17 protein-coding genes are annotated in these 17,844 nt (G+C 73.4%); 10 read left to right on the top strand and 7 right to left on the bottom strand.

The genetic code is table 11. The annotated features are described in order from the left end of the window. Nucleotides 1–17 precede the first annotated feature (17 nt). Together AC1UE4_RS14190 and AC1UE4_RS14185 are read right to left on the bottom strand one after the other, a co-directional pair. The gene (locus AC1UE4_RS14190) at nt 18–1,592 is read right to left on the bottom strand and encodes a glycosyltransferase family 2 protein (RefSeq protein WP_482917879.1); all 1,575 of its coding nucleotides are present in this window, start codon (nt 1,590–1,592) and stop codon (nt 18–20) included. Beyond that, nucleotides 1,589–2,434 (bottom strand): sulfotransferase family protein, encoded by an 846-nt coding sequence (locus AC1UE4_RS14185; RefSeq protein ID WP_482917878.1) that lies wholly within the window; start codon nt 2,432–2,434, stop codon nt 1,589–1,591. Before AC1UE4_RS14185 ends, AC1UE4_RS14190 begins: the two co-directional genes overlap by 4 nt. An 86-nt stretch (nt 2,435–2,520) precedes the next feature. Here AC1UE4_RS14185 and AC1UE4_RS14180 point away from each other — a divergent pair, with 86 nt between their 5' ends. The 6 genes from AC1UE4_RS14180 (at nt 2,521) to AC1UE4_RS14155 (ending at nt 10,388) form a co-directional block, all read left to right on the top strand. Continuing rightward, the gene (locus AC1UE4_RS14180; protein WP_482917877.1) at nt 2,521–4,788 is read left to right on the top strand and encodes a nucleoside hydrolase; all 2,268 of its coding nucleotides are present in this window, start codon (nt 2,521–2,523) and stop codon (nt 4,786–4,788) included. A 52-nt stretch (nt 4,789–4,840) separates the two neighbouring features. Then, complete coding sequence (locus AC1UE4_RS14175) at nt 4,841–5,383, top strand: DUF305 domain-containing protein (protein WP_482917876.1); 543 nt, start codon at nt 4,841–4,843, stop codon at nt 5,381–5,383. 9 nt (nt 5,384–5,392) lie between these two features. Then, the gene (locus AC1UE4_RS14170; protein WP_482917875.1) at nt 5,393–6,631 is read left to right on the top strand and encodes a DUF4032 domain-containing protein; all 1,239 of its coding nucleotides are present in this window, start codon (nt 5,393–5,395) and stop codon (nt 6,629–6,631) included. Nucleotides 6,632–6,747: 116 nt separating this feature from the next. Continuing rightward, the gene (locus tag AC1UE4_RS14165) at nt 6,748–7,053 is read left to right on the top strand and encodes a hypothetical protein (protein WP_482917874.1); all 306 of its coding nucleotides are present in this window, start codon (nt 6,748–6,750) and stop codon (nt 7,051–7,053) included. A 103-nt stretch (nt 7,054–7,156) separates the two neighbouring features. Then, complete coding sequence (locus tag AC1UE4_RS14160) at nt 7,157–7,825, top strand: Crp/Fnr family transcriptional regulator (protein ID WP_482917873.1); 669 nt, start codon at nt 7,157–7,159, stop codon at nt 7,823–7,825. Continuing rightward, complete coding sequence (locus AC1UE4_RS14155; RefSeq protein ID WP_482917872.1) at nt 7,815–10,388, top strand: ATP-binding protein; 2,574 nt, start codon at nt 7,815–7,817, stop codon at nt 10,386–10,388. Before AC1UE4_RS14160 ends, AC1UE4_RS14155 begins: the two co-directional genes overlap by 11 nt. 6 nt (nt 10,389–10,394) lie before the next feature. On the opposite strand, the gene AC1UE4_RS14150 is transcribed toward AC1UE4_RS14155, so the two are convergent. Further along, the gene (locus AC1UE4_RS14150) at nt 10,395–10,856 is read right to left on the bottom strand and encodes a MarR family winged helix-turn-helix transcriptional regulator (protein ID WP_482917871.1); all 462 of its coding nucleotides are present in this window, start codon (nt 10,854–10,856) and stop codon (nt 10,395–10,397) included. Nucleotides 10,857–10,931: 75 nt separating this feature from the next. Here AC1UE4_RS14150 and AC1UE4_RS14145 point away from each other — a divergent pair, with 75 nt between their 5' ends. From AC1UE4_RS14145 to AC1UE4_RS14130, 4 genes are all read left to right on the top strand, one after another. Continuing rightward, entirely contained in the window at nt 10,932–11,309 is a 378-nt protein-coding gene (locus AC1UE4_RS14145) for a cupin domain-containing protein (RefSeq protein ID WP_482917870.1), read from the top strand. A gap of 121 nt (nt 11,310–11,430) precedes the next feature. Continuing rightward, on the top strand, nt 11,431–11,925 hold the full coding sequence (locus tag AC1UE4_RS14140; protein WP_482917869.1) for a 2,4'-dihydroxyacetophenone dioxygenase family protein: 495 nt from the start codon (nt 11,431–11,433) through the stop codon (nt 11,923–11,925). 10 nt (nt 11,926–11,935) lie between these two features. Continuing rightward, nucleotides 11,936–13,078: an epoxide hydrolase family protein gene (locus AC1UE4_RS14135; RefSeq protein ID WP_482917868.1), complete on the top strand. Its 1,143-nt coding sequence runs from the start codon at nt 11,936–11,938 to the stop codon at nt 13,076–13,078. Between the two features lie 33 nt (nt 13,079–13,111). After that, nucleotides 13,112–14,140, top strand: coding sequence for a hypothetical protein (locus AC1UE4_RS14130; protein WP_482917867.1), 1,029 nt, complete (start codon nt 13,112–13,114; stop codon nt 14,138–14,140). 1 nt (nt 14,141) lies between these two features. Here the strand turns inward: AC1UE4_RS14130 and AC1UE4_RS14125 are convergent, their stop codons facing one another. The 4 genes from AC1UE4_RS14125 to AC1UE4_RS14110 form a co-directional block, all read right to left on the bottom strand. Next, on the bottom strand, nt 14,142–15,308 hold the full coding sequence (locus AC1UE4_RS14125) for an acyltransferase family protein (RefSeq protein WP_482917866.1): 1,167 nt from the start codon (nt 15,306–15,308) through the stop codon (nt 14,142–14,144). 93 nt (nt 15,309–15,401) lie between these two features. Then, nucleotides 15,402–16,373: a dihydrofolate reductase family protein gene (locus AC1UE4_RS14120; protein WP_482917865.1), complete on the bottom strand. Its 972-nt coding sequence runs from the start codon at nt 16,371–16,373 to the stop codon at nt 15,402–15,404. A 6-nt stretch (nt 16,374–16,379) separates the two neighbouring features. After that, nucleotides 16,380–16,949 (bottom strand): carboxymuconolactone decarboxylase family protein, encoded by a 570-nt coding sequence (locus AC1UE4_RS14115; protein ID WP_482917864.1) that lies wholly within the window; start codon nt 16,947–16,949, stop codon nt 16,380–16,382. After that, on the bottom strand, nt 16,946–17,809 hold the full coding sequence (locus tag AC1UE4_RS14110) for an SDR family oxidoreductase (RefSeq protein ID WP_482917863.1): 864 nt from the start codon (nt 17,807–17,809) through the stop codon (nt 16,946–16,948). The genes AC1UE4_RS14115 and AC1UE4_RS14110 overlap by 4 nt, the downstream gene beginning before the upstream one ends. Nucleotides 17,810–17,844 lie beyond the last annotated feature (35 nt).

Raw genomic sequence — 17,844 nt, 5'->3', positions numbered from 1 at the left:
CTCCCGCGCGCCTCGCTTCAGCCGCGCAGCCGCCGGCGCGCGTTGCGCAGGCGCCGGCGGAGCCGCACCGCACGACTCGCCAGGCCGGGGAAGGCGCCCACCATGCGGCGCGCGACGGTCGGCTTGCCCACCGTCACCCGGCCCTTGGCGACGTGCAGCGTCACCGCGTCGGCGCGCGACGCCGGGCGCAGGAAGGTGTTCACGCGCAGCCCGGCGATCCGCACCTCGCAGAGCAGCTGCCAGTCGCCCTCGCCCAGCGGCGCCCCCGCGGCGCCCGTCGACGCCGAGAGCCGCCCGGTGCCCCTGAAGACGGGGCGCAGCCGGCCGGGCGTGTCCGGGATCTCCTCCAGCGTCAGCTCCGTCTCGACCGGCACGGGGAACTCGCTGCGGTTCGCGATCGAGCGCGCGTACACGTAGGCCTCGGCCTTGGCCAGCGGGTCGCCCTGCGCCGCATCCGGCAGCGGGGCGATGCCATCGGGCGGGATCCAGCGCAGGCGGTCGCCGTCGCGCTCGAACGTCAGCAGGTCGTCGGACGCCCGGTAGCCGGCGGTGAAGCGGAACGCCATCCCGTCGCCGTCCGCGCGCAGACCGGAGATCCGCGCGCCCGCCCCAAGCTTGACCTCGCGCTCGGCCAGCGCGACGAGATCGTCGAAGCGGCCCTCGCGCATGAGGTGCGCGCGGAGCCGCATCGTCAGCGGGACGAGGTCGTCGAGGTGCGCACCGAAGCGCTCGAGCGCGACCTTCCGCGCCTCCTCGTAGCGCGACCGCCGCTGCTCGCCCTCGTAGCGCAGCAGCGGGTGCCCGCCGACCCGGCCGAGGATCTTGCCGCGGTACCAGCGCAGGTACAGCCGGTCGCGGAACGCGCCCGGCTCGGTGTGCTCGTCGATGACGTCGAGGACACGCCGCACGCTGTCGTAGTACGTGACCGAGTCGAACGTGCGCGACGCGTTGCTGTCGTCGTCGCGCAGCATCCAGTGGTAGATCGGCGCGTTCGCGAGCACCGAGATGCGGTCGCCGGCGGCGAAGTACGCGCGCATGACGAAGACGTGGTCCTCAAGGCGCACCTTGCCCTCGGGGAAGCGGATGTCGTGCTCGTCGAGCAGCGACTTGCGGAACAGCTTGTGCGGGGAGAGCAGCCACAGCATCCCCGTCCACTGCTCCAGCGAGACGCGCGTGCGGTCCTTCTTGAAGACGACGTGCGGGACGTGCTTGCTGCCGCCGTGGCCGATGACCTTGCCGATGACGACGTCGGCGTCGTCGGCGACCGCGCGCGCGTGCAGGCGCTCGAGCGCGTCGTGCTCCAGCCAGTCGTCGTTGTCGACGAAGTAGACGAACTCGCCGCGCGCCATGCCGATGCCGACGTTGCGCGGCCGGCTCGGCCAGCCCGAGTTCGGGATGTGCTCGACGCGGACGTGGTCGTGCTCGTCGGCCAGGCGGTCCAGCCGCGCGGGCGTCGCGTCGGTCGAGCCGTCGTCGACGAAGATGACCTCGTACTCGTCGTGGGGCAGCGACTGGTCGACCAGCGTCCGGATGCAGTCGTCCATGTGGTCGCCCGGGTTGTAGACCGGGACGACGACGCTGACCTTGATCACGCCGGCTCGGCGTAGCCCCACGCGGCCGACAGCTCGCGCAGCGCGGGCGGGATCTCCTCCGGGGCCGGCAGCGGCTCGGGCGCCTGGATGCGCCCGGACTTGATCTTCTGCGACCAGTCGCCCAGCCCGGACTTGAAGCGGCCGTGGTCGTGCTCGCCGTACTCGAGCATCGAGGCCTCCCACTCGACGCCGAGGAACGCGCAGACGTCCTTCGTGACGCGCGCGGGGTCGGCGGTCAGCGCCTCGTAGGTGACGGTGATGCCCTCGTGCCTGGCCCGCGCCTCCTCGAGCGCGTTGCCGTAGCGCAGCACCATCTCGACGTTGCGCTCCTCGCTGTCCTGCGGGCGCGCGGCCGCGCGCGAGCGCGCGGTGGAGAGCGGGTGGCGCAGCAGGTAGATGAACCGCGCGTCCGGCCAGCACTCCTTGATGCGGTCGGCGATGAAGACGTCGTTCGGCGTCTTGTTGACGAGGATGTCCTTGCCGCTGGCGGTGAGCTCGCGGTGCAGGAGGCGGTCCCACAGCAGCAGCTGCAGCCGGTCGGCGTCGAGGCCGACCTCCTTCAGCGACTTCTCGGCGAAGCCCGCCGTCAGCGCGACCTCGATGTGGCGGAGGTGCAACTCGTGCGGGGAGAAGATCCGCGAATGGCTGTTGAGCAGGACGCGCAGCAGCGTCGAGCCCGAGCGAACGCTCGAGAGGATGAAGCCGGGCGCCTCGACGAGCCGCTCGCCCTTGCGGCCGCGCCGCTTCACGCCGGCAGCCGGCTTCGCCGCGGGACGCGCCTTCTGCAGCTGGTAGCCCGTCGTGCTGACCAGCGCTCGGTTGACCCGGTCCTTCAGAGGCATTGCCGCAGGAGCTTAGAAGCCGTATCCTCGCGGCGATCCGGCGCGCACGGAAGGCACGTAGCCGGCAGCCGTACCTGGGGAAGGTCATGGACACGACCGGGCAGGTCCGAAGGGCCACGTTGGCGCTGTGCCTCGTGCTCTTCGCGCTGCTCGCGTCCGCCACGATCGCCTCCGCCGCGATCACCTCGCGGGGGCCGGCGATCACCACCGCGTACGCGTCGGACACCGCCACGTCGGTCACCCTCGGGGTGCCGTCGGACGCGCAGGCGGGCGACGTGCTGCTCGCGACGATCGGGTTCGGCAACGAGAAGTCCAGCGCCGGGGTCACCCCGCCGAACGGTTGGACGCTCGTGACGCGGACGAACTGGACCACGAAGACGTCGGTCTCCGTCTACCGCCACGTGCTCGCCGCCGGCGAGTCGTCGTTCACGTGGAGGTTCAGCGTGCCCGTCGGCGGGTTCTCCGCGATCAGCGCGTTCGCCGGCGTCGACGCCGCCGATCCGGTCGACGCCTCCGCCGGCGTGGGGATCGACAAGAAGGGCAAGTCGTTCGCGACGCCCTCGCTGACGACGACGACCCCGGGGACGATGCTCGTCGCCAGCTACCAGGGGATCCGCGGCAAGGGCAAGATCTCGACGTGGTCGTCCGCTTCGAACATGACCGAGGTCGCCGACCGCGGCGAGTCGACCGGGCGCCGCTCGGGCGGCGTCTACATCGCGACGCAGGCCACCGCGGGCTCGACCGGCAAGAAGACCGCCACCGCCAACCAGGACCAGGAGGACGCCGTCGCGGTCCTCACCGCGCTGAAGCCGGCCGCGACCGGCACGCCGTCCGACCCGCCGCCCCCACCCAGCGGCGCGACGCCGGTGATCCTCGATAGCGACATCTGGAGCAGCGCCGACGACGTCGGGGCGATGGCGATCGCCTACGCGATGGCGCTGCGCGGCGAGGCGAAGGTCATCGCGCTCGGCGTCAGCAAGCGGCCGAACCAGGCGGTCACCTCGAGCTCGTGGCGCTGCACCGCCTCGATCGCGCGCTTCTACGGGTTCGGCTCGATCCCGATCGGCACCGCGCTGCCGAACGACGGCACCGCGAAGAGCCCGACCGACTTCGTCGCGCCGTGCGCGGCGCTCGGCGACCCGAGCGCGCCGACGCCCGGCGACGTCGTCTCGGTGTACCGCAAGGCGCTCGCCGCCCAGCCCGACGGCAGCGTCGTCATGACGTCGTTCGGCTTCTTCGGCAACCTCGCCGCGCTGCTCGACTCGCCGGGCGACGCCTCCTCGCCGCTCACCGGCCGCGACCTCGTCGCGAAGAAGGTGCGCGTGCTCGTCTCGATGGGCGGCGGCTACCCGAGCCGCAGCTACGAGACGAACGTCGGCGTCGATCCCGCGTCGGCCCAGAAGGTCGCGCAGAGCTGGCCGACGAAGCTCGTCTGGTCGGGCTACGAGGTGGGCGACGCGATCCACACGGGACAGACGATCTCGTCCGTGCATCCGTCGCGCTCCCCGGTGCGCGCCGCGTACGAGGCGTTCGCCGGGCCGGGCAACTGGATCTACTCCTACGACCTCACCGCCGTCTACCACGCGATCCGCCCGAACGACACGAAGCTGACCGAGGTCGGGCCGGGGACGAACGTCATCTCGAGCTCCGGCGGCAACACGTTCACGATGGGCTCGGGCAACCAGTGGTACCTGTCGCTGCCGTCCGCGAACCCGCTGAACTCGGCGATCGAGACGCTGCTCGACACGCTGCCGTCCGGGACGAGCGAGCCGCCACCGCCGCCGTCCTCGTCGCCGGGCCCTTCCGACGCCTTCGACTCGGACGTCATCGACCCGGCGAAGTGGTCCGTCACGCAGTCCGGATCGACGGTGTCGGCGTCGGGCGGCGAGCTGCTGATCACGCACCCGGCCGGGTCGTGGACGAAGGGCCTGATCGAGAGCGCGTCGCCGTACGACCAGACCGGCAAGGCCGTGGCGGTGCAGGTCGTGCGGCCGGCGAACGGCGGCGCGGGCGGGTCGAGCTACGGAGAGACGTCGATCGAGGTGCGCGTCGACAACTCGCGGTTCGTGGAGCTGTTCTTCGCGGGCGGTTCGCTGACGGCGTGGAACGCGAACACGAACCTCACGCCGTCGTGGCCCCGCTACAACGCGAACACGATGCAGTTCGTCCGCATCCGCGAGGCGGGCGGCACCGTGTTCTTCGAGTACGCGGGCAGCGCGTCGGGCCCGTGGTCGACGCTCGCGTCGACCCCGAACCCGTTCCCGATGACGTCGGTGAAGCTGCGCATCACGGCGGGGGCGAACACGTCGGCGACCGACGTGGCGCGCTTCGACAACGTCACCACCACCGGCTGATCCTCCGATCGCATGGGGCGCGCGGTCGCCGCCGCCCGGTACGTTGGGACCGATGCAGCGCCGCACCGTCCTCGCGCCGCTCGGCATCGTCTGCCTCCTTCTCGCCGCGGGCTGCGGCGACGACTCCGGCGGCTCCATGACGGCGGCGCCGAACGGCACCGACCGCGCCTTCGCGGCCGCGATGATCCCGCACCACGAGCAGGCCGTGGCGATGGCGAAGGTCGCGCGCAAGCACGGCACGACGCCGTTCGTCCGCGAGCTGGCCGACGCGATCGTCCGGACGCAGACCGAGGAGATCTCGGCGCTGCGCCGCGAGGAGGAGGCGCTCGACACCGCGGGCGTCGACGAGGGGACGCTCGCCGTCGCGCATCACGAGCCGGGCATGGACGCCGACCCGGCGATGCTGGCGGAGCAGCGGCCCTTCGACAAGGCGTTCCTCAAGGCGATGATCCCGCACCACCAGGGCGCGATCGCGATGTCCGAGGCGGAGCTCGCGAAGGGCGGCGACCCCCAGCTCCGCGAGCTCGCACAGCAGATCGTCGATGACCAGCGCGACGAGATCGCGAAGATGAAGCGCCACCTCGGCAGGGGGTAGACCGTTGGGGTGGCGCACAAGACCGCGATCAAGCTGCGGTCCCCCTCCGCGGAGCTCCTCGCGCTTCCGTGGGACACGCCGCTCGCCGAGTGGGATCCGGTCAGCGTGCCGTTCCGCGACGTGCCCGTCGGCCCGAGCCGTCACCTCGTGCGGTTCGTCGAGGTCGGCGGCGTGCTGCTCGCGGTCAAGGAGGCGCCCGACCGGATCGTCACGCGCGAGTACGAGGTGCTGCGAACGCTCGAGTCGCGCGGGCTGCCCGCGGTGCGCCCGGCCGGGACGATCCTGCGCGGCGACGCGGACGGGCTGCTGGTCACGCGGTTCCTCGAGCGCTCGTGGCAGTTCCGCCGGCTCTTCATGCGCCTCCCGCGCAGCGAGACCAAGCAGCGCGAGCGCCTGCTGGCGGCGATGGCGAGCCTGCTCGTCGAGCTGCACCGAGCGGGCGTGTTCTGGGGCGACTGCTCGCTGGCCAACACGCTGTTCGTCCGGGACGGCCAGAACATCCAGGCCCACCTCGTCGACGCGGAGACGTCCGAGGTCCACGACCGGCTCACCGACGGACAGCGTCAGCACGACCTGACCATCCTCGTGGAGAACGTCGCCGGCGGGTTCGTCGACATCGCGAGCCGGCTCGGCGCCGTCGAGGACATCGACGAGCACCTCGCCGCCGCGCAGTCGATCGCCGACATCTACGAGGAGCTGTGGGCGGAGGTCCACCGCGACCTGGTCGTCGAGCCGGGCGAGCGCTGGCGGATCGCGCGGCACCTCGAGCGCCTGCACGAGCTCGGCTACAGCGTCGACGAGGTGCGCCTCGAGCCGGAGCCCGGCGGCGGCGACCGCCTGCGGGTGCAGGTCTGCGTCGCCAACCGCGCGCACCACGCGGGCGAACTGCGCGAGCGCACGGGGATCGTCGTGCCCGAGGGGCAGGCGCACATCCTGCTCAACGACTTCCTCGCCTACGCCAGCCGCTTCGGCGGGCCGACGGCCGACACGGCGCTGCGGTGGCGCAGCGAGGTGCTCGTCCCCGGCCTCGCGATGGTGCGCGACCTTCCGGGGCGAACCGATCAGATCCAGGCGTTCTGCGACCTGCTCGAGGTGCGGTGGCTCCTCTCGGAGGAGGCGGGCAGCGACGTGGGCGACGCCGCCGCGCTCGAGGCCCTGCGCTCGCGCCGGCTGCCGGCCGGTGCCGCGGCATCGATGGCGATCCTCGAGATGCCGACGGTCGAGCACCGCATCGACACGGATGCGTGATCCCGGTTCCAACCTGTCGAACGACAGGTTCGGGGCCTGTTGAAGGACGTGGTGACGGAGGCGGATCGGCCGGAGCATGGCTCCGGTCGATCCGTTCACCTCCTCGGGAGCGCACCATGCAGATCCAGTCCTTCACCACCCCCGTCCGCTCGTTCTCCGCGGCCCACCGCTGGCTCGTCGCCGGCGCCGCCGCCGTCGCAGTCGCCGGGACCGGCGCGGTCGTCCTCGCGACGGACGACGATGCGGTCCCGAGCCGCTCGATCGCCCCGGTCGTCTCCACCGGCAGCGCCGAGGACCTCTCGAGCTACGACGCCGCGCTCCTGCGCCATCACGGCATCCGCGTCTCCGCCGCGCAGCGCGGCACGGGCCTCCAGCCGACCGCCGCGCAGCGCCGCGCCGCGGAGCGTTTCCATCACCGCTAGGTGCGTGGTCGACGGCCACGGTCCGTCGCCGCGTCACGGCGGCGGCGGACCGCGCGCCGGTGAGCCCTGGCGCTGATGGCCGCGGCGCGACTAGAGTCGCGCCATGAGCGGGACGCACCAGTTCCTGGCCCTGCTCGATGACGCCGACCGGGCGGCTCTCGAGGCCATCGGCGTGCCGCGGCGAGCGGCGCGCGGCCAGGCGCTCCTGGCGCAGGGGCAGGTCGCCGACCGGGTCCTGGTGCTCCGCGACGGGCGCGTCAAGGTCATCGCGTCGACGCCGACCGGGAACGAGGCCGTGCTCACCTTCCGCGGACCCGGCGCGCTGCTGGGCGAGCAGGCGCTCGTCGACGGCGCGCCGCGCGCCGCGACAGTCGTCGCCGTCGAGCCCGTCGAGTTCCTCGCGGTTCCCGCCGACGCGTTCCGCGCGTTCCTCGAGCGCCGGCCGCGCGTCGCCATGGCGCTGCTCGCCATCGTCAGCGTCCGGCTGCGCGACTCCGACCGCCGGCTCGCGCAGTTCGCCGGGGCGGACACGCTCGGCCGCGTCGCCGCGCGGCTGATCGAGCTGTGCGACGAGCACGGGGAGTCCGACGGCACTGGCGGCATGACGATCACGCTGCCGCTCACGCAGGAGGAGCTGGCGAGCTGGGCCGGCGCGTCGATCGAGTCGACCGCGAAGGCGCTGCGCCAGCTGCGCGACCTCGGCTGGGTCGCCACCGGCCGGCGCGCGATCACCGTCCACGACCTCGAGGCGATGCGCGCCCGTGCCGCCTGAAGCCGCGACCATCCTGTTCACGGACGTCGAGGGGTCGACGCGGCTGGCGCGCGCCCTCGGCGACGCCTGGCCGGCGGTCGTCGCCGACCACCACGCGCTCCTCGGCGCCGCGATCGAGCGGCACGGCGGGCGGGTCGAGCGCGTCTCCGGCGACTCGTTCTTCGCGCTCTTCGCCACGCCGTCGGCGGCGGCGGCCGCGGCGGCCGACGCGCAGCGCGCCATCGCCGCGCACCCGTGGCCCGAGCCGTTGCGCGTGCGCATGGGCGTGCACACCGGCGTCGTCGACCGCTCCGCCGGCGACCTGACCGGCCTCGACATCCACCTGGCGGCGCGCGTGGAGGCAGCCGCCCACGGCGGCCAGGTCGTCCTGACGGCGGCGACACGAAGCGAGCTCGACGGCGAGTTCGCGATCGCCGATCTCGGCGAGCACCGGCTGAAGGACTTCCCCGCCGCCGAGCGGCTCTTCCTGCTCGTCCACGACGGGCGCGGCCCCGACGCGTTCCCGCCGCTGGGCACCGAGCCCGTGCGGCCGACGAACCTCCCCGTGCAGCAGCGCCCCCTGCTCGGCCGCGAGGCGCAGCTCGATGCGCTGTGGGACGCCCTCGGCTCCGGCGACGACCGGCTCGTGACGGTGCTCGGCCTCGGCGGCACCGGCAAGACGCGCCTGGCGGTCGCCACCGCCGAGGGCCTGCTCGAGACGTTCGAGGGCGGCGTCTGGCTCGTCCCGCTCGCCGGCGTCGCCGACGCCTCGGCGATCGTCCCGGCGATCGCGATGGCGCTCGACGTCCCCGACACAGGCGACGAGCCGCTCGGCGATGCGCTCGTCGCGCGCCTGCGCCGCAAGCCGGCGCTGCTCGTCCTCGACAACGTCGAGCAGCTCGTGCGTGACGCGGGGCCGGTCATCGCGGATCTCCTCGACCGCGCGCCGGGCACGCGCATGCTCGCGACGAGCCAGCTGCCGCTGCGGGTGAGGGCAGAGCGCGTGTTCCCGCTGGGGCCGCTGTCGCTGCCCGCGGCGACGGCGCTGTTCGCCGATCGTGCCGGCGCCGTCGATCCGGGCTTCGACGCCGAGGCGCAGGCCGGCGTGATCGAGGCGATCTGCCGGCGGCTCGATGGTTCGCCGCTCGCGGTCGAGCTCGCCGCCGCGCGTGTCGCCACCCTGTCGCCCGACGCGCTGCTCGACCGGCTCGACGACGCGCTCGGCGTCCTCGCGCGCGGGCCGCTCGACCTCCCGGAGCGCCAGCGCAGCCTGCGCGCGACGCTCGAGTGGGCGCACGCGCTCCTCGACGACGACGAGCGCGCGCTCTTCGCCCGCCTCGCGGTGTTCGTGGGGCCCGCGCCGCTCGACGCGATCGAGGCAGTCGCCGGCTCTGGCGCGACGCTCGACGCGCTCAGTGGCCTGATCGACGCATCGCTCGTCCGGCGCGAGGAGTCACGCGAGCACGGCGTTCGCTACGCGATGCCCGACGCGGTGCGCGCGTTCGCACTCGAGTGGCTCGGCGCATCCGGGCACGAGCGCGACGCCCGCTGCGCTCATGCCGCGCACATCGCCGAGGGCGCGGAGGCCTACAGCATCCTCCACGCGGGCGCGCGCAGCAGCGACCGAAGGCGCGTCCACGCGCTCGCCGGCGAACAGCGCAGCGCCCTCGCATGGACCCGCGACCACGCGCCCGAGCTGCACCTCCGCCTCGCGTCCGCGCTGGCGACCGTGATGAGCCGCGAGGGCCGCACCCGCGAGGCCCGGGCGGAGATCGCGGTCGTCCTCGAACGCTTCCCCATCACGACGCCGGAGGCCGGATGGGCCGCCCTCTCGTGCGCCTGGGCGGCGTGGTCGCTGGGGGAGGGGCAGGACGAGGACCTGATGTGGTCCGGATTGGCCGCGGTCCGCGCGGGAGGGGATGAGGCCCGGCTGGGCGGCGCCCTCAGGATGGTCTGCGTCATGCGCGCGAACGTCGGCGACCCGGAGTCCGTGCTCGAGCTCGGCGACGAGATGATCGACGTGCAGCGCCGGCGAGGGGACCCGGGCGCGCTGGCGTCGGCGCTGATGGTCCACGCGGGGACGCTCCTCGGCGTCGAGCGCTTCGCGGAGGCGAGGAAGCTGCTCGACGAAGCCGCGATCATCGCGGACGAGCTCGGCGACCCGGCGCTGACGGTCGCCACCATCACGGGAGACATGGAGCTCGAGCTCGGCAACTGGGCCGCGGCCGCACGCGACTACGCCGCGAGCGCGCGGGCCGCGGACCTCCGGGACTGCACCGAGCAGTTCGCGGTCGACCTGGACTGCCTCGTCCTCGCGCTCGTTCCCCTGGGAGCCGACGAAGGCGCGATCGAGATCGCCGCGCTCTCTTCGGCGATCAAAGCGGCCTCCGGTGAGACCGGCCTCGAGACGACCTTCCTCGCCGACCGCTGGAACGAGGCGCTCGCGAGTGCGTGGGCGACCGCCGGGCCCGACCGCGGCGCGGCCGCCGCTGCGCGCGGCCGCGCGATCCCGCGCCATGAGCGCGCCGCCCGCGTCACGGCGCTCGCCGAAGCCGGCGCCGCACGCTCCGCGGCGCCCACCTGACGGCGGTCAGGTGCCCAGCCAGCCGGGCGCGTCGAAGCGCAGCGCGGAGCCGGCGACGCGCTCGAGGTCGTCCTCGAGCTGGTCGAGCCGCTGCGCGCCGAGCTCGCGCGCCCAGTGCCGGCGCAGCGTCGCGAAGATCGCGGCGGAGCGATCGAGCAGCTCGACGCCGCGCGCCGTCGGGACTGCGAGCCGCTGGCGCGCGTCGCCGGGGTCCGTGCGCCGCTCGACGTAGCCGAGCCGCTCGAGGCCCTCGATCGTCTTGCCGGCCGCCTGCTTGGAGACGCCGAGGCGACGGCCGAGCTCCGCCGCCGTCGCTCCGTCCGGCCCCAACGCCTGCAGCGCGAAGCCGTGCACCGGCCGGACGTCCGGATGGCCTTCGCCGGCGAGCGCCGCGTGCAGGTCGTCGACGAGCGTGCGGAAGCCGGCGAAGAGCAGCAGGGGGAGGTGATGGGAAGGGCGGTCCGGCATCGCGCGGCTTGACAGCCTATCGACAACATGGTTGTCTAGATCGACAACGAGGTTGTCCACATCAGGAGCACCGCCATGCCCGTCGTCCCCGCCGCCGCCCACCGCCGTACCGAGACGCCCAACGCCGTGATGACCACGCTCGCGTCGCCGACCCTCGGCGCGACGGACCTCGCCGTGTGGCGCGTCGAGATGCGCCCGGGCCAGCAGGGCCCCGCGCACCGCATCGACGCGGAGCAGGTGTGGTCGGTCCTCGCGGGCGGGGCGACGGTCGAGCTCGACGGCAAGGTCGTCGACGCCCGCCCGGGCGACGCGCTCGTCCTGCCCGCCGGCGCGCTGCGCCGCATCACGGCCGACCTCGTGGGCGGCCTGGAGGCGATGGTGAGCGCCGTGGCCGGCGGCCGCGCGTACCTCGCCGACGGCACCGACCGCGGCGTGCCGCCGTGGGCGGCGTAGAGGAAGCCGGAGGTTGTGCGAACGCACAGGCGCGGCGCGCCCGGTCGGTGGGCGCGCCGCGACGCTCGCGTAGCGTCGCTCGGAACCTGCTGACCGCACGACCACAGGATCGGAGGACGCCATGGCCGCGCTACCCGAGGACGCGCTCGACCTGCGCTCCCTCGTCGACCTCACCCGCAACGAGCACGTCGTCCACAGCGACGCGATGCCGTGGATCCCGTACCCGAGCGCCGAGGGCGTGTTCGTCAAGCCGCTGCGCCTGAACCGGCGGACCGGCGTCTGGGCGAACCTGACGAAGGTCGTCAACGGCGGCCAGGTCAACCGCCACTACCACATCGGCCCGGTCACCGGATTCGTCCTGGAGGGCAGCTGGCACTACGTGGAGCGCGACTGGGTCGCGCGCGCCGGGACGATCGTGCGCGAGCCCCCGGGCGACATCCACACGCTCGTCGCCGGCCCCGAGGGAACGGTCACGCTGTTCATCCTCGAGGGCGCGCTGCTCTACATCGACGAGAACGACAACGTGGTCGGCCACGACGACGTGCTCAGCCACATGCGCATGTACCACGAGTTCTGCAAGCAGGAGGGGATCGAGCCGCTCGATCTCGACTTCTGAGGCGGCATCCGTGGCGCCGCACCCGTACGCGATCGACGTCCCCGACGAGGTCCTCGACGACCTCCGCGACCGGCTCGGGCGCACGCGCTGGCCCGAGCCGCTGGACGACGCCGGCTGGGACTACGGTGCCGAGATCGCGTACGTACGCGAGTTGTGCGAGCACTGGCGCACGGAGTACGACTGGCGCGCACACGAGCGGCGGCTGAACCGGATCCCCGGCTTCCTCTGCGAGGTCGACGGCGTCGACCTGCACTTCTGGCACGTGCGCTCGCCGGTCCAGGGCGCGATGCCGCTGCTGCTCATCCACGGCTGGCCGGGATCGATCATCGAGTTCGAGCACCTCGTCGGCCCGCTCACCGATCCGGGAGCCCACGGCGGCGATCCGGCCGACGCGTTCGACGTCGTCGTGCCCGCGCTGCCGGGGTTCGGCTTCGGCGGCCGGCCGCGCGACCGCGGCTGGGGGATCACGCGGATCGCCAGGGCGTTCGACACGCTCATGACCGAGGAGCTCGGCTACGCGCGCTACGGGACCCAGGGCGGCGACTGGGGAGCGATCGTCTCGGCGAAGCTCGGCGAGGCGCACGCCAACCACGTGCTCGGCATCCACGTGAACATGCTCGTCGCGCCGCCGCCGCGCGACCCGTCAGACGACGACGAGGAGGCACGCGACGCGCGCGAGCGCGACCGCCTCTGGCGCACGCTCGAGGCCGCCTACTCGCGCGTGCAGCGCACGAAGCCCGACTCGCTGACCGTCGCGCAGAGCGACTCGCCGGCCGGCCTCGCGGCCTGGATCGTCGAGAAGTTCCGCACGTGGAGCGACTGCGACGGCCACGTCGAGCGCGCGTTCGACCGCGACACGCTGCTGACGAACCTCATGTTCTACTGGGCGCCGAACAGCACGGCGAGCGCCGCGCGCATCTACTACGAGGCCGCGGTCGACCCCGGCGGCATCGCGCGGCGCGGGCGCGTCGAGGTGCCGGTGGGCTACGCCGCGTTCCCGCACGAGATCAACCGCCCGCCGCGCGCGTGGGCGGACCGGCACTACGCGATCCGGCGCTGGGCCGACATGCCGCACGGCGGGCACTTCGCCGCGCTCGAGGCGCCGGACCTGCTGCTCGAGGACGTCCGAGCGTTCTACAGGGACCTGCGTTGACAACGCGAGCGCGGTCCGGAGAGGATCGCGCTCGTGACTGCACGCACGAAGTCCCTGACTGCCGCGCTGATCGCCGCGGCGCTCACGTTCCCCGGCGCCGCGCACGCCGCGACGGTGACGATCACCGGCGACGACGGCGCGCCTGTCGGGCTCTCCGACGGCGGAACCGTGGCGCTGCGGAACATGAGCCCGGTCGTGACCGCGACGTTCGACGGGAACGACCGCCGCTACGGGTTGCAGATCATCGGCCTCGACGGCAGGAACACCAGCCTCGCGTCGACGTGCGGCTCGGTCAGCGATCCGAGCGTCTCGGACACGTTGAAGTTCCAGGGCAACGGCACGTACACCGTCAAGCTCTACACGTCGCCGTTCTCGGAGGACGTCTACTGCGACCAGGGCGGCAAGACGCAGACCTCGACCGTCACGATCACCGGCTCGACCTCGCTGACCGCGCCGGGGGCGACGCTGCTGCTGCACAACGCGGGCAACTCGTCGGCGATCGAGCACGTCTTCCGCGTCGCGACGAACCCGGGCGCGGCGGGCTACGGGATCCGGATCGCGAAGAACGCCTCGATCGGCGCGAACGGCGACCTCGTCTCGTCCGACGGCGTCGGCGAGATCGACGTCGACCGCGCGACGGGCAACGCCGGCGTCTCGTTCCCGGGGGTCGGGCGCTACAAGCTGATCGCGTGGGCGTTCGCGGGCGACGGCAGCACGCCGTTCAGCGGACCGGTCGACGTGAAGGTCATGGCGCCGTTCGACCTCGCGGACAAGCCGTACTTCGCGGACGCCCGCGGCCCGAGCTACAAGATGCGCGGCAAGTTCGTCGACCGGACGGCGATCGAGGGGCAGAAGGTCACGATCTCGCTCGCCAAGGGCAAGGGCAAGTTCCGCCGCATCGCCACGCCGAAGGTCGACGACGCGGGCAGCTTCGAGTTCAAGTTCAAGCAGAAGGGCTCGGGCAAGTACCGCGTGAAGGTCGCCTACAAGGGCGGAGACCTCATGCAGGCGGGCAGCGCGATCCGCAACGTGCGGCTCGGCCGCAACGCGCTGATCCTCTGAGCTAGCTCGCGGTCTCGGTCGCCGGGCGCCTGCTCGGCCGCGTCGCCGGCTGGCGGCGGCGCGGCTCCGGCCGCCGTGTGCGCGTGTGCGCCCAGCGCAGGACGGGACGCTCGACGAGCAGCCAGCTCACCGCCGCCGCGGCGCACGAGATCGCGGTGACGAGGGCGACGGCGGGGCCCAGCGTGCGCGGCATGAGCTCGAGGGTGCGCAGCGCGTCGATGATCGGGAAGTGGAGGAGGTAGATGCCGTAGGAAAGCGTGCCCGCGAGCTGGACGGGCCGCGCGGTCAGCGGTCTCCAGCGACCGGTCGTCGTCGCGATCGCCGCGACGAGCAGGGCGAAGCCCGCGATCGCGGGGAGATCGCCGCCGAGCTCGCGCGCGCGGAACGGCCCGATCGCCCACCCATGCCACCAGGCGTTCGCAGCGACGAGGACGAGGGCGGCCGACGCCAGCAGCAGACCCGTGCGACGGCGCGCCTCGCGCCCGTGCACCGCCACGGCGACGAGCATGCCGGCGGCGAACTCGGGCAGGTGCGTCAGCAGCGACATCGTGATGGTGCGCGGCCACTCCTGCGTCACGCTGAGCGTCGCGAGCACCACGCCGACCGCCAGCAGGACGAGGCTCAGCGCCGCCTGGCGGCCGCGTCCGCGGCACCACCGGTATCCGAACCAGCCGAGCAGCGGGACGAGCGCGTAGAACGCCACCTCGACGCACAGCGTCCACGTCGGCGGGTCGAGCTGGCGGATCGTCTGCTCGTCGTAGTTCTGCTGGAAGAGCAGGAACGCCGGGAGCTCCTCCGGGGCGATCAGGCGCGGATGCCCGAGCGCGCTCAGGACGACGAACGACACGGCGAGCGCGAGCCAGTACCCCGGCAGGATCCGCGCGGCGCGCCGCAGCGCGTACCGGCCGAGCGCCGGCGCCGCGGTGCGCTCGATCGCCGCGGCGACGAAGGGCCGGAAGATGAGGAACCCCGACAGCACGAAGAAGAGCGCGACACCGATGCGCAGCTCCCCGATCGCGCGATCCACGACGGTCTTCTCCGGCCGCCCCGATCCGCCGTAGTCGAACATCCACACGTGCAGGACGACGATCCCGAGCGCGGCGAGGCCGCGCAGGCCGTCGAGCGCCGTGAGCCGGCGCGCTGTTGTCCGCGTCGATGCGCTCGGCATCCGTTCCCCAGCAGAACGCTCTGATTGCCCCGCAGCCGGGGAATCGACACGTCCTCGCGGCAGCGCGCGTTGACGCGCCGACGTCCGCGGCGCTCAGCGCGCGACGAAGCGCGACAGGACGACGCCGGTCGCGAACGTGCGCGTCTGCGTGCGCTCGAAGCGCGCCTCGTCGCAGAACAGCGGCAGCCCGCTGCCGAGCGCGATCGGATGCTGCAGCAGGACGAGCTCGTCGACGAGGTCGCGCTCGAGCAAGCTGCGCGCGAACCGCGCGCCACCGTGGGCGAGCAGGGGGCCGCCCGGCTCCTGCTTGAGCCGCTCGATGCCGCTCGTCAGGTCGCCGGCGTCGACCTCGGTGCCCTGCCAGCGCGGCGCGGTCAGCGTCGAGGAGAACACCACCTTCGGCGTCTCGTTCATGGGCGGCGCGAACACCTCGTCGGACCGCATCCAGTGCTCGGCCATCGCGTCGTACGCGCCGCGTCCCATGACGTGCGTTCCGGCGCGGCGCAGCTCCGCGACGAGAACCGCCGTCAGCTCGGCGTCGAAGCCCGCGGGCGCCCAGGAGACGTCACCGTCCTCGGTGGCGAGCAGCCCGTCGAGCGAGACGTCGAGCTTGAGCACGAGCGGCCGCCCCGTGATGGCGCGCGGGGTGCCGGATGCCGGCGCGCCCGTCGCCTCGCCGATGCCGAGCAGGTTCCCTTCGCTGTCGCGGAACCACGCCGCCCGCTCGCCGGTGCCCTTGCTCGGGTAGTTGCCCTCGACGTGCGCGATGCCGTTGGTCGTCGCGAGCGGCCCGTCGTCGTAGTGCTCGAACTCGAGCCCGCGGCCACGAAGCTCGGCGACGACCCGGTCGAGGTCGTCGACCTCGAAGGCCATCTGCGTGTGCAGGCCGGACGGCCGGCCGCCGGCGGCGTACAGCGCGAACGAGCCGGACGCGCCGTGGTAGAGCAGCCCGCCGGGCCGCTCCTCCGCCGGCTGGAGCCCGAGCACCTCGGCGTAGAAGCGGCGCGCGCGGTCGAGGTCGACGGCCGGCAGCCGCGCGGCGACGCGTGCGCCTCGCAGCGACACGGCCGGTCAGCGCCTCCGCCCACGCACGGGGCCGGTGAAGCGATCCGGCTCGACGTGGAGTGCGTTGAGGAACATGGCCAGCATCTCGTAGTGGCCGACCAGCAGCGGCAGCTCGATGAGCTCGGTGTCCGACAGCCCCGCCGCGCGCAGCGCCTGCCACGCGTCGTCGCCGATCGTGCGCTGCTCGTGCAGGTCGTCGACCGCCCACAGGATCGCGTGATCGCGCTCGCTCCAGTTCGCCGGAGTCGGCGCGCGGTTCAGCGCGGCGGCGATGTCGTCGGGCGTGAGGCCGACGCGCGCGCCGATCCGCTCGTGGTGCACGCGCTCGTAGTCGCTGCCGGTCAGCGCGGAGACGCGGAGGATCACGAGCTCCGCGTCGCGGCGCGGGAGCTTGCCACCGGGCATGAGCCGCCCGGCGAACCGCAGCCACGGCCGGAACAGCCGGCGGTGCCGGCCGAGCGTGGCGAACAGCCGCGGCGGGTCCTGCGTGCGCGCGCCGCGCTGCAGCGTCTTGACGATGAAGGCGTTGAGGGGCCCGAGCTGCTTGCGCGTGCCCGGGGCGACGCGCGGGCTCACCGGCCGACCGCCTCGAGCTCGGCGACGAAGCGGCGGTTGGCCACCCGCATCGCGGCCGCGTAGACCGGCGGCGCGAGCCGCTCGAGCAGGTGCAGCGCGCGGATGTCGGCGGAGGTGTAGACGAGGTACCGATCGCTGGTCACGCCGTCGATGATCCTCCTCGCGACGTGCTCGGGCGACTTGGCGTGCCGGCGGAACCGCTTCGTCAGCTTGCTCGCCCGCATCTTCTCCGCGTCGATCCCGGCGATGTCGACGGTGTTCACGAGCCCGGTGTCGACGCCGCCGGGGCAGACGAGCGAGACGCCGATGCGATGACGGCGCAGGTCGAAGCGCAGCACCTCCGAGACGCCGCGCAGCCCGTACTTCGACGCGCTGTAGGGCGCGTGCCACGGCAGCCCGACCAGCCCGGCGGCCGACGAGACGTTGACGATGTGCCCGCCGCGCCTCGCCTCGATCATCGCGGGCACGAACGCCTCGAGCACGTGGATCGGCCCCATCAGGTTCACGTCGACGGTGCGCCGCCACTGCTCGTGCGACAGCCGCTCGATCGCTCCCCACGTCGCGATGCCCGCGACGTTCATCACGACGTCCGCGCTGCCGTGCCGCTCGTGCACGTCCGCGGCGAGCGCCTTGACCGCCGCGACGTCGGCGAGGTCGATCGCGGCGTGGTGGACGACCGCGGAGCCGAGCCGGCTTGCGACCCCGTCGAGGCCGTCGGCCGAGATGTCGGCGAGCACCAGTCGCGCGCCGTCGTGCGCGGCGGCCTCCGCGGTCGCCCGTCCGATCCCGCTCGCCGCCCCGGTGATCAGAACCAGACGACCATCGAGGGTCGGCACGAGCGGCCGGCGGCGCAGCTTCATGCCCGCAGGTGTACAGCAGGCGGCGCACGGCCGCG

This window comes from Parviterribacter kavangonensis (assembly GCF_056863335.1).
Note: the sequence above shows the minus strand (reverse complement) of the source record. Positions and strands in the feature narration are given on the sequence as shown.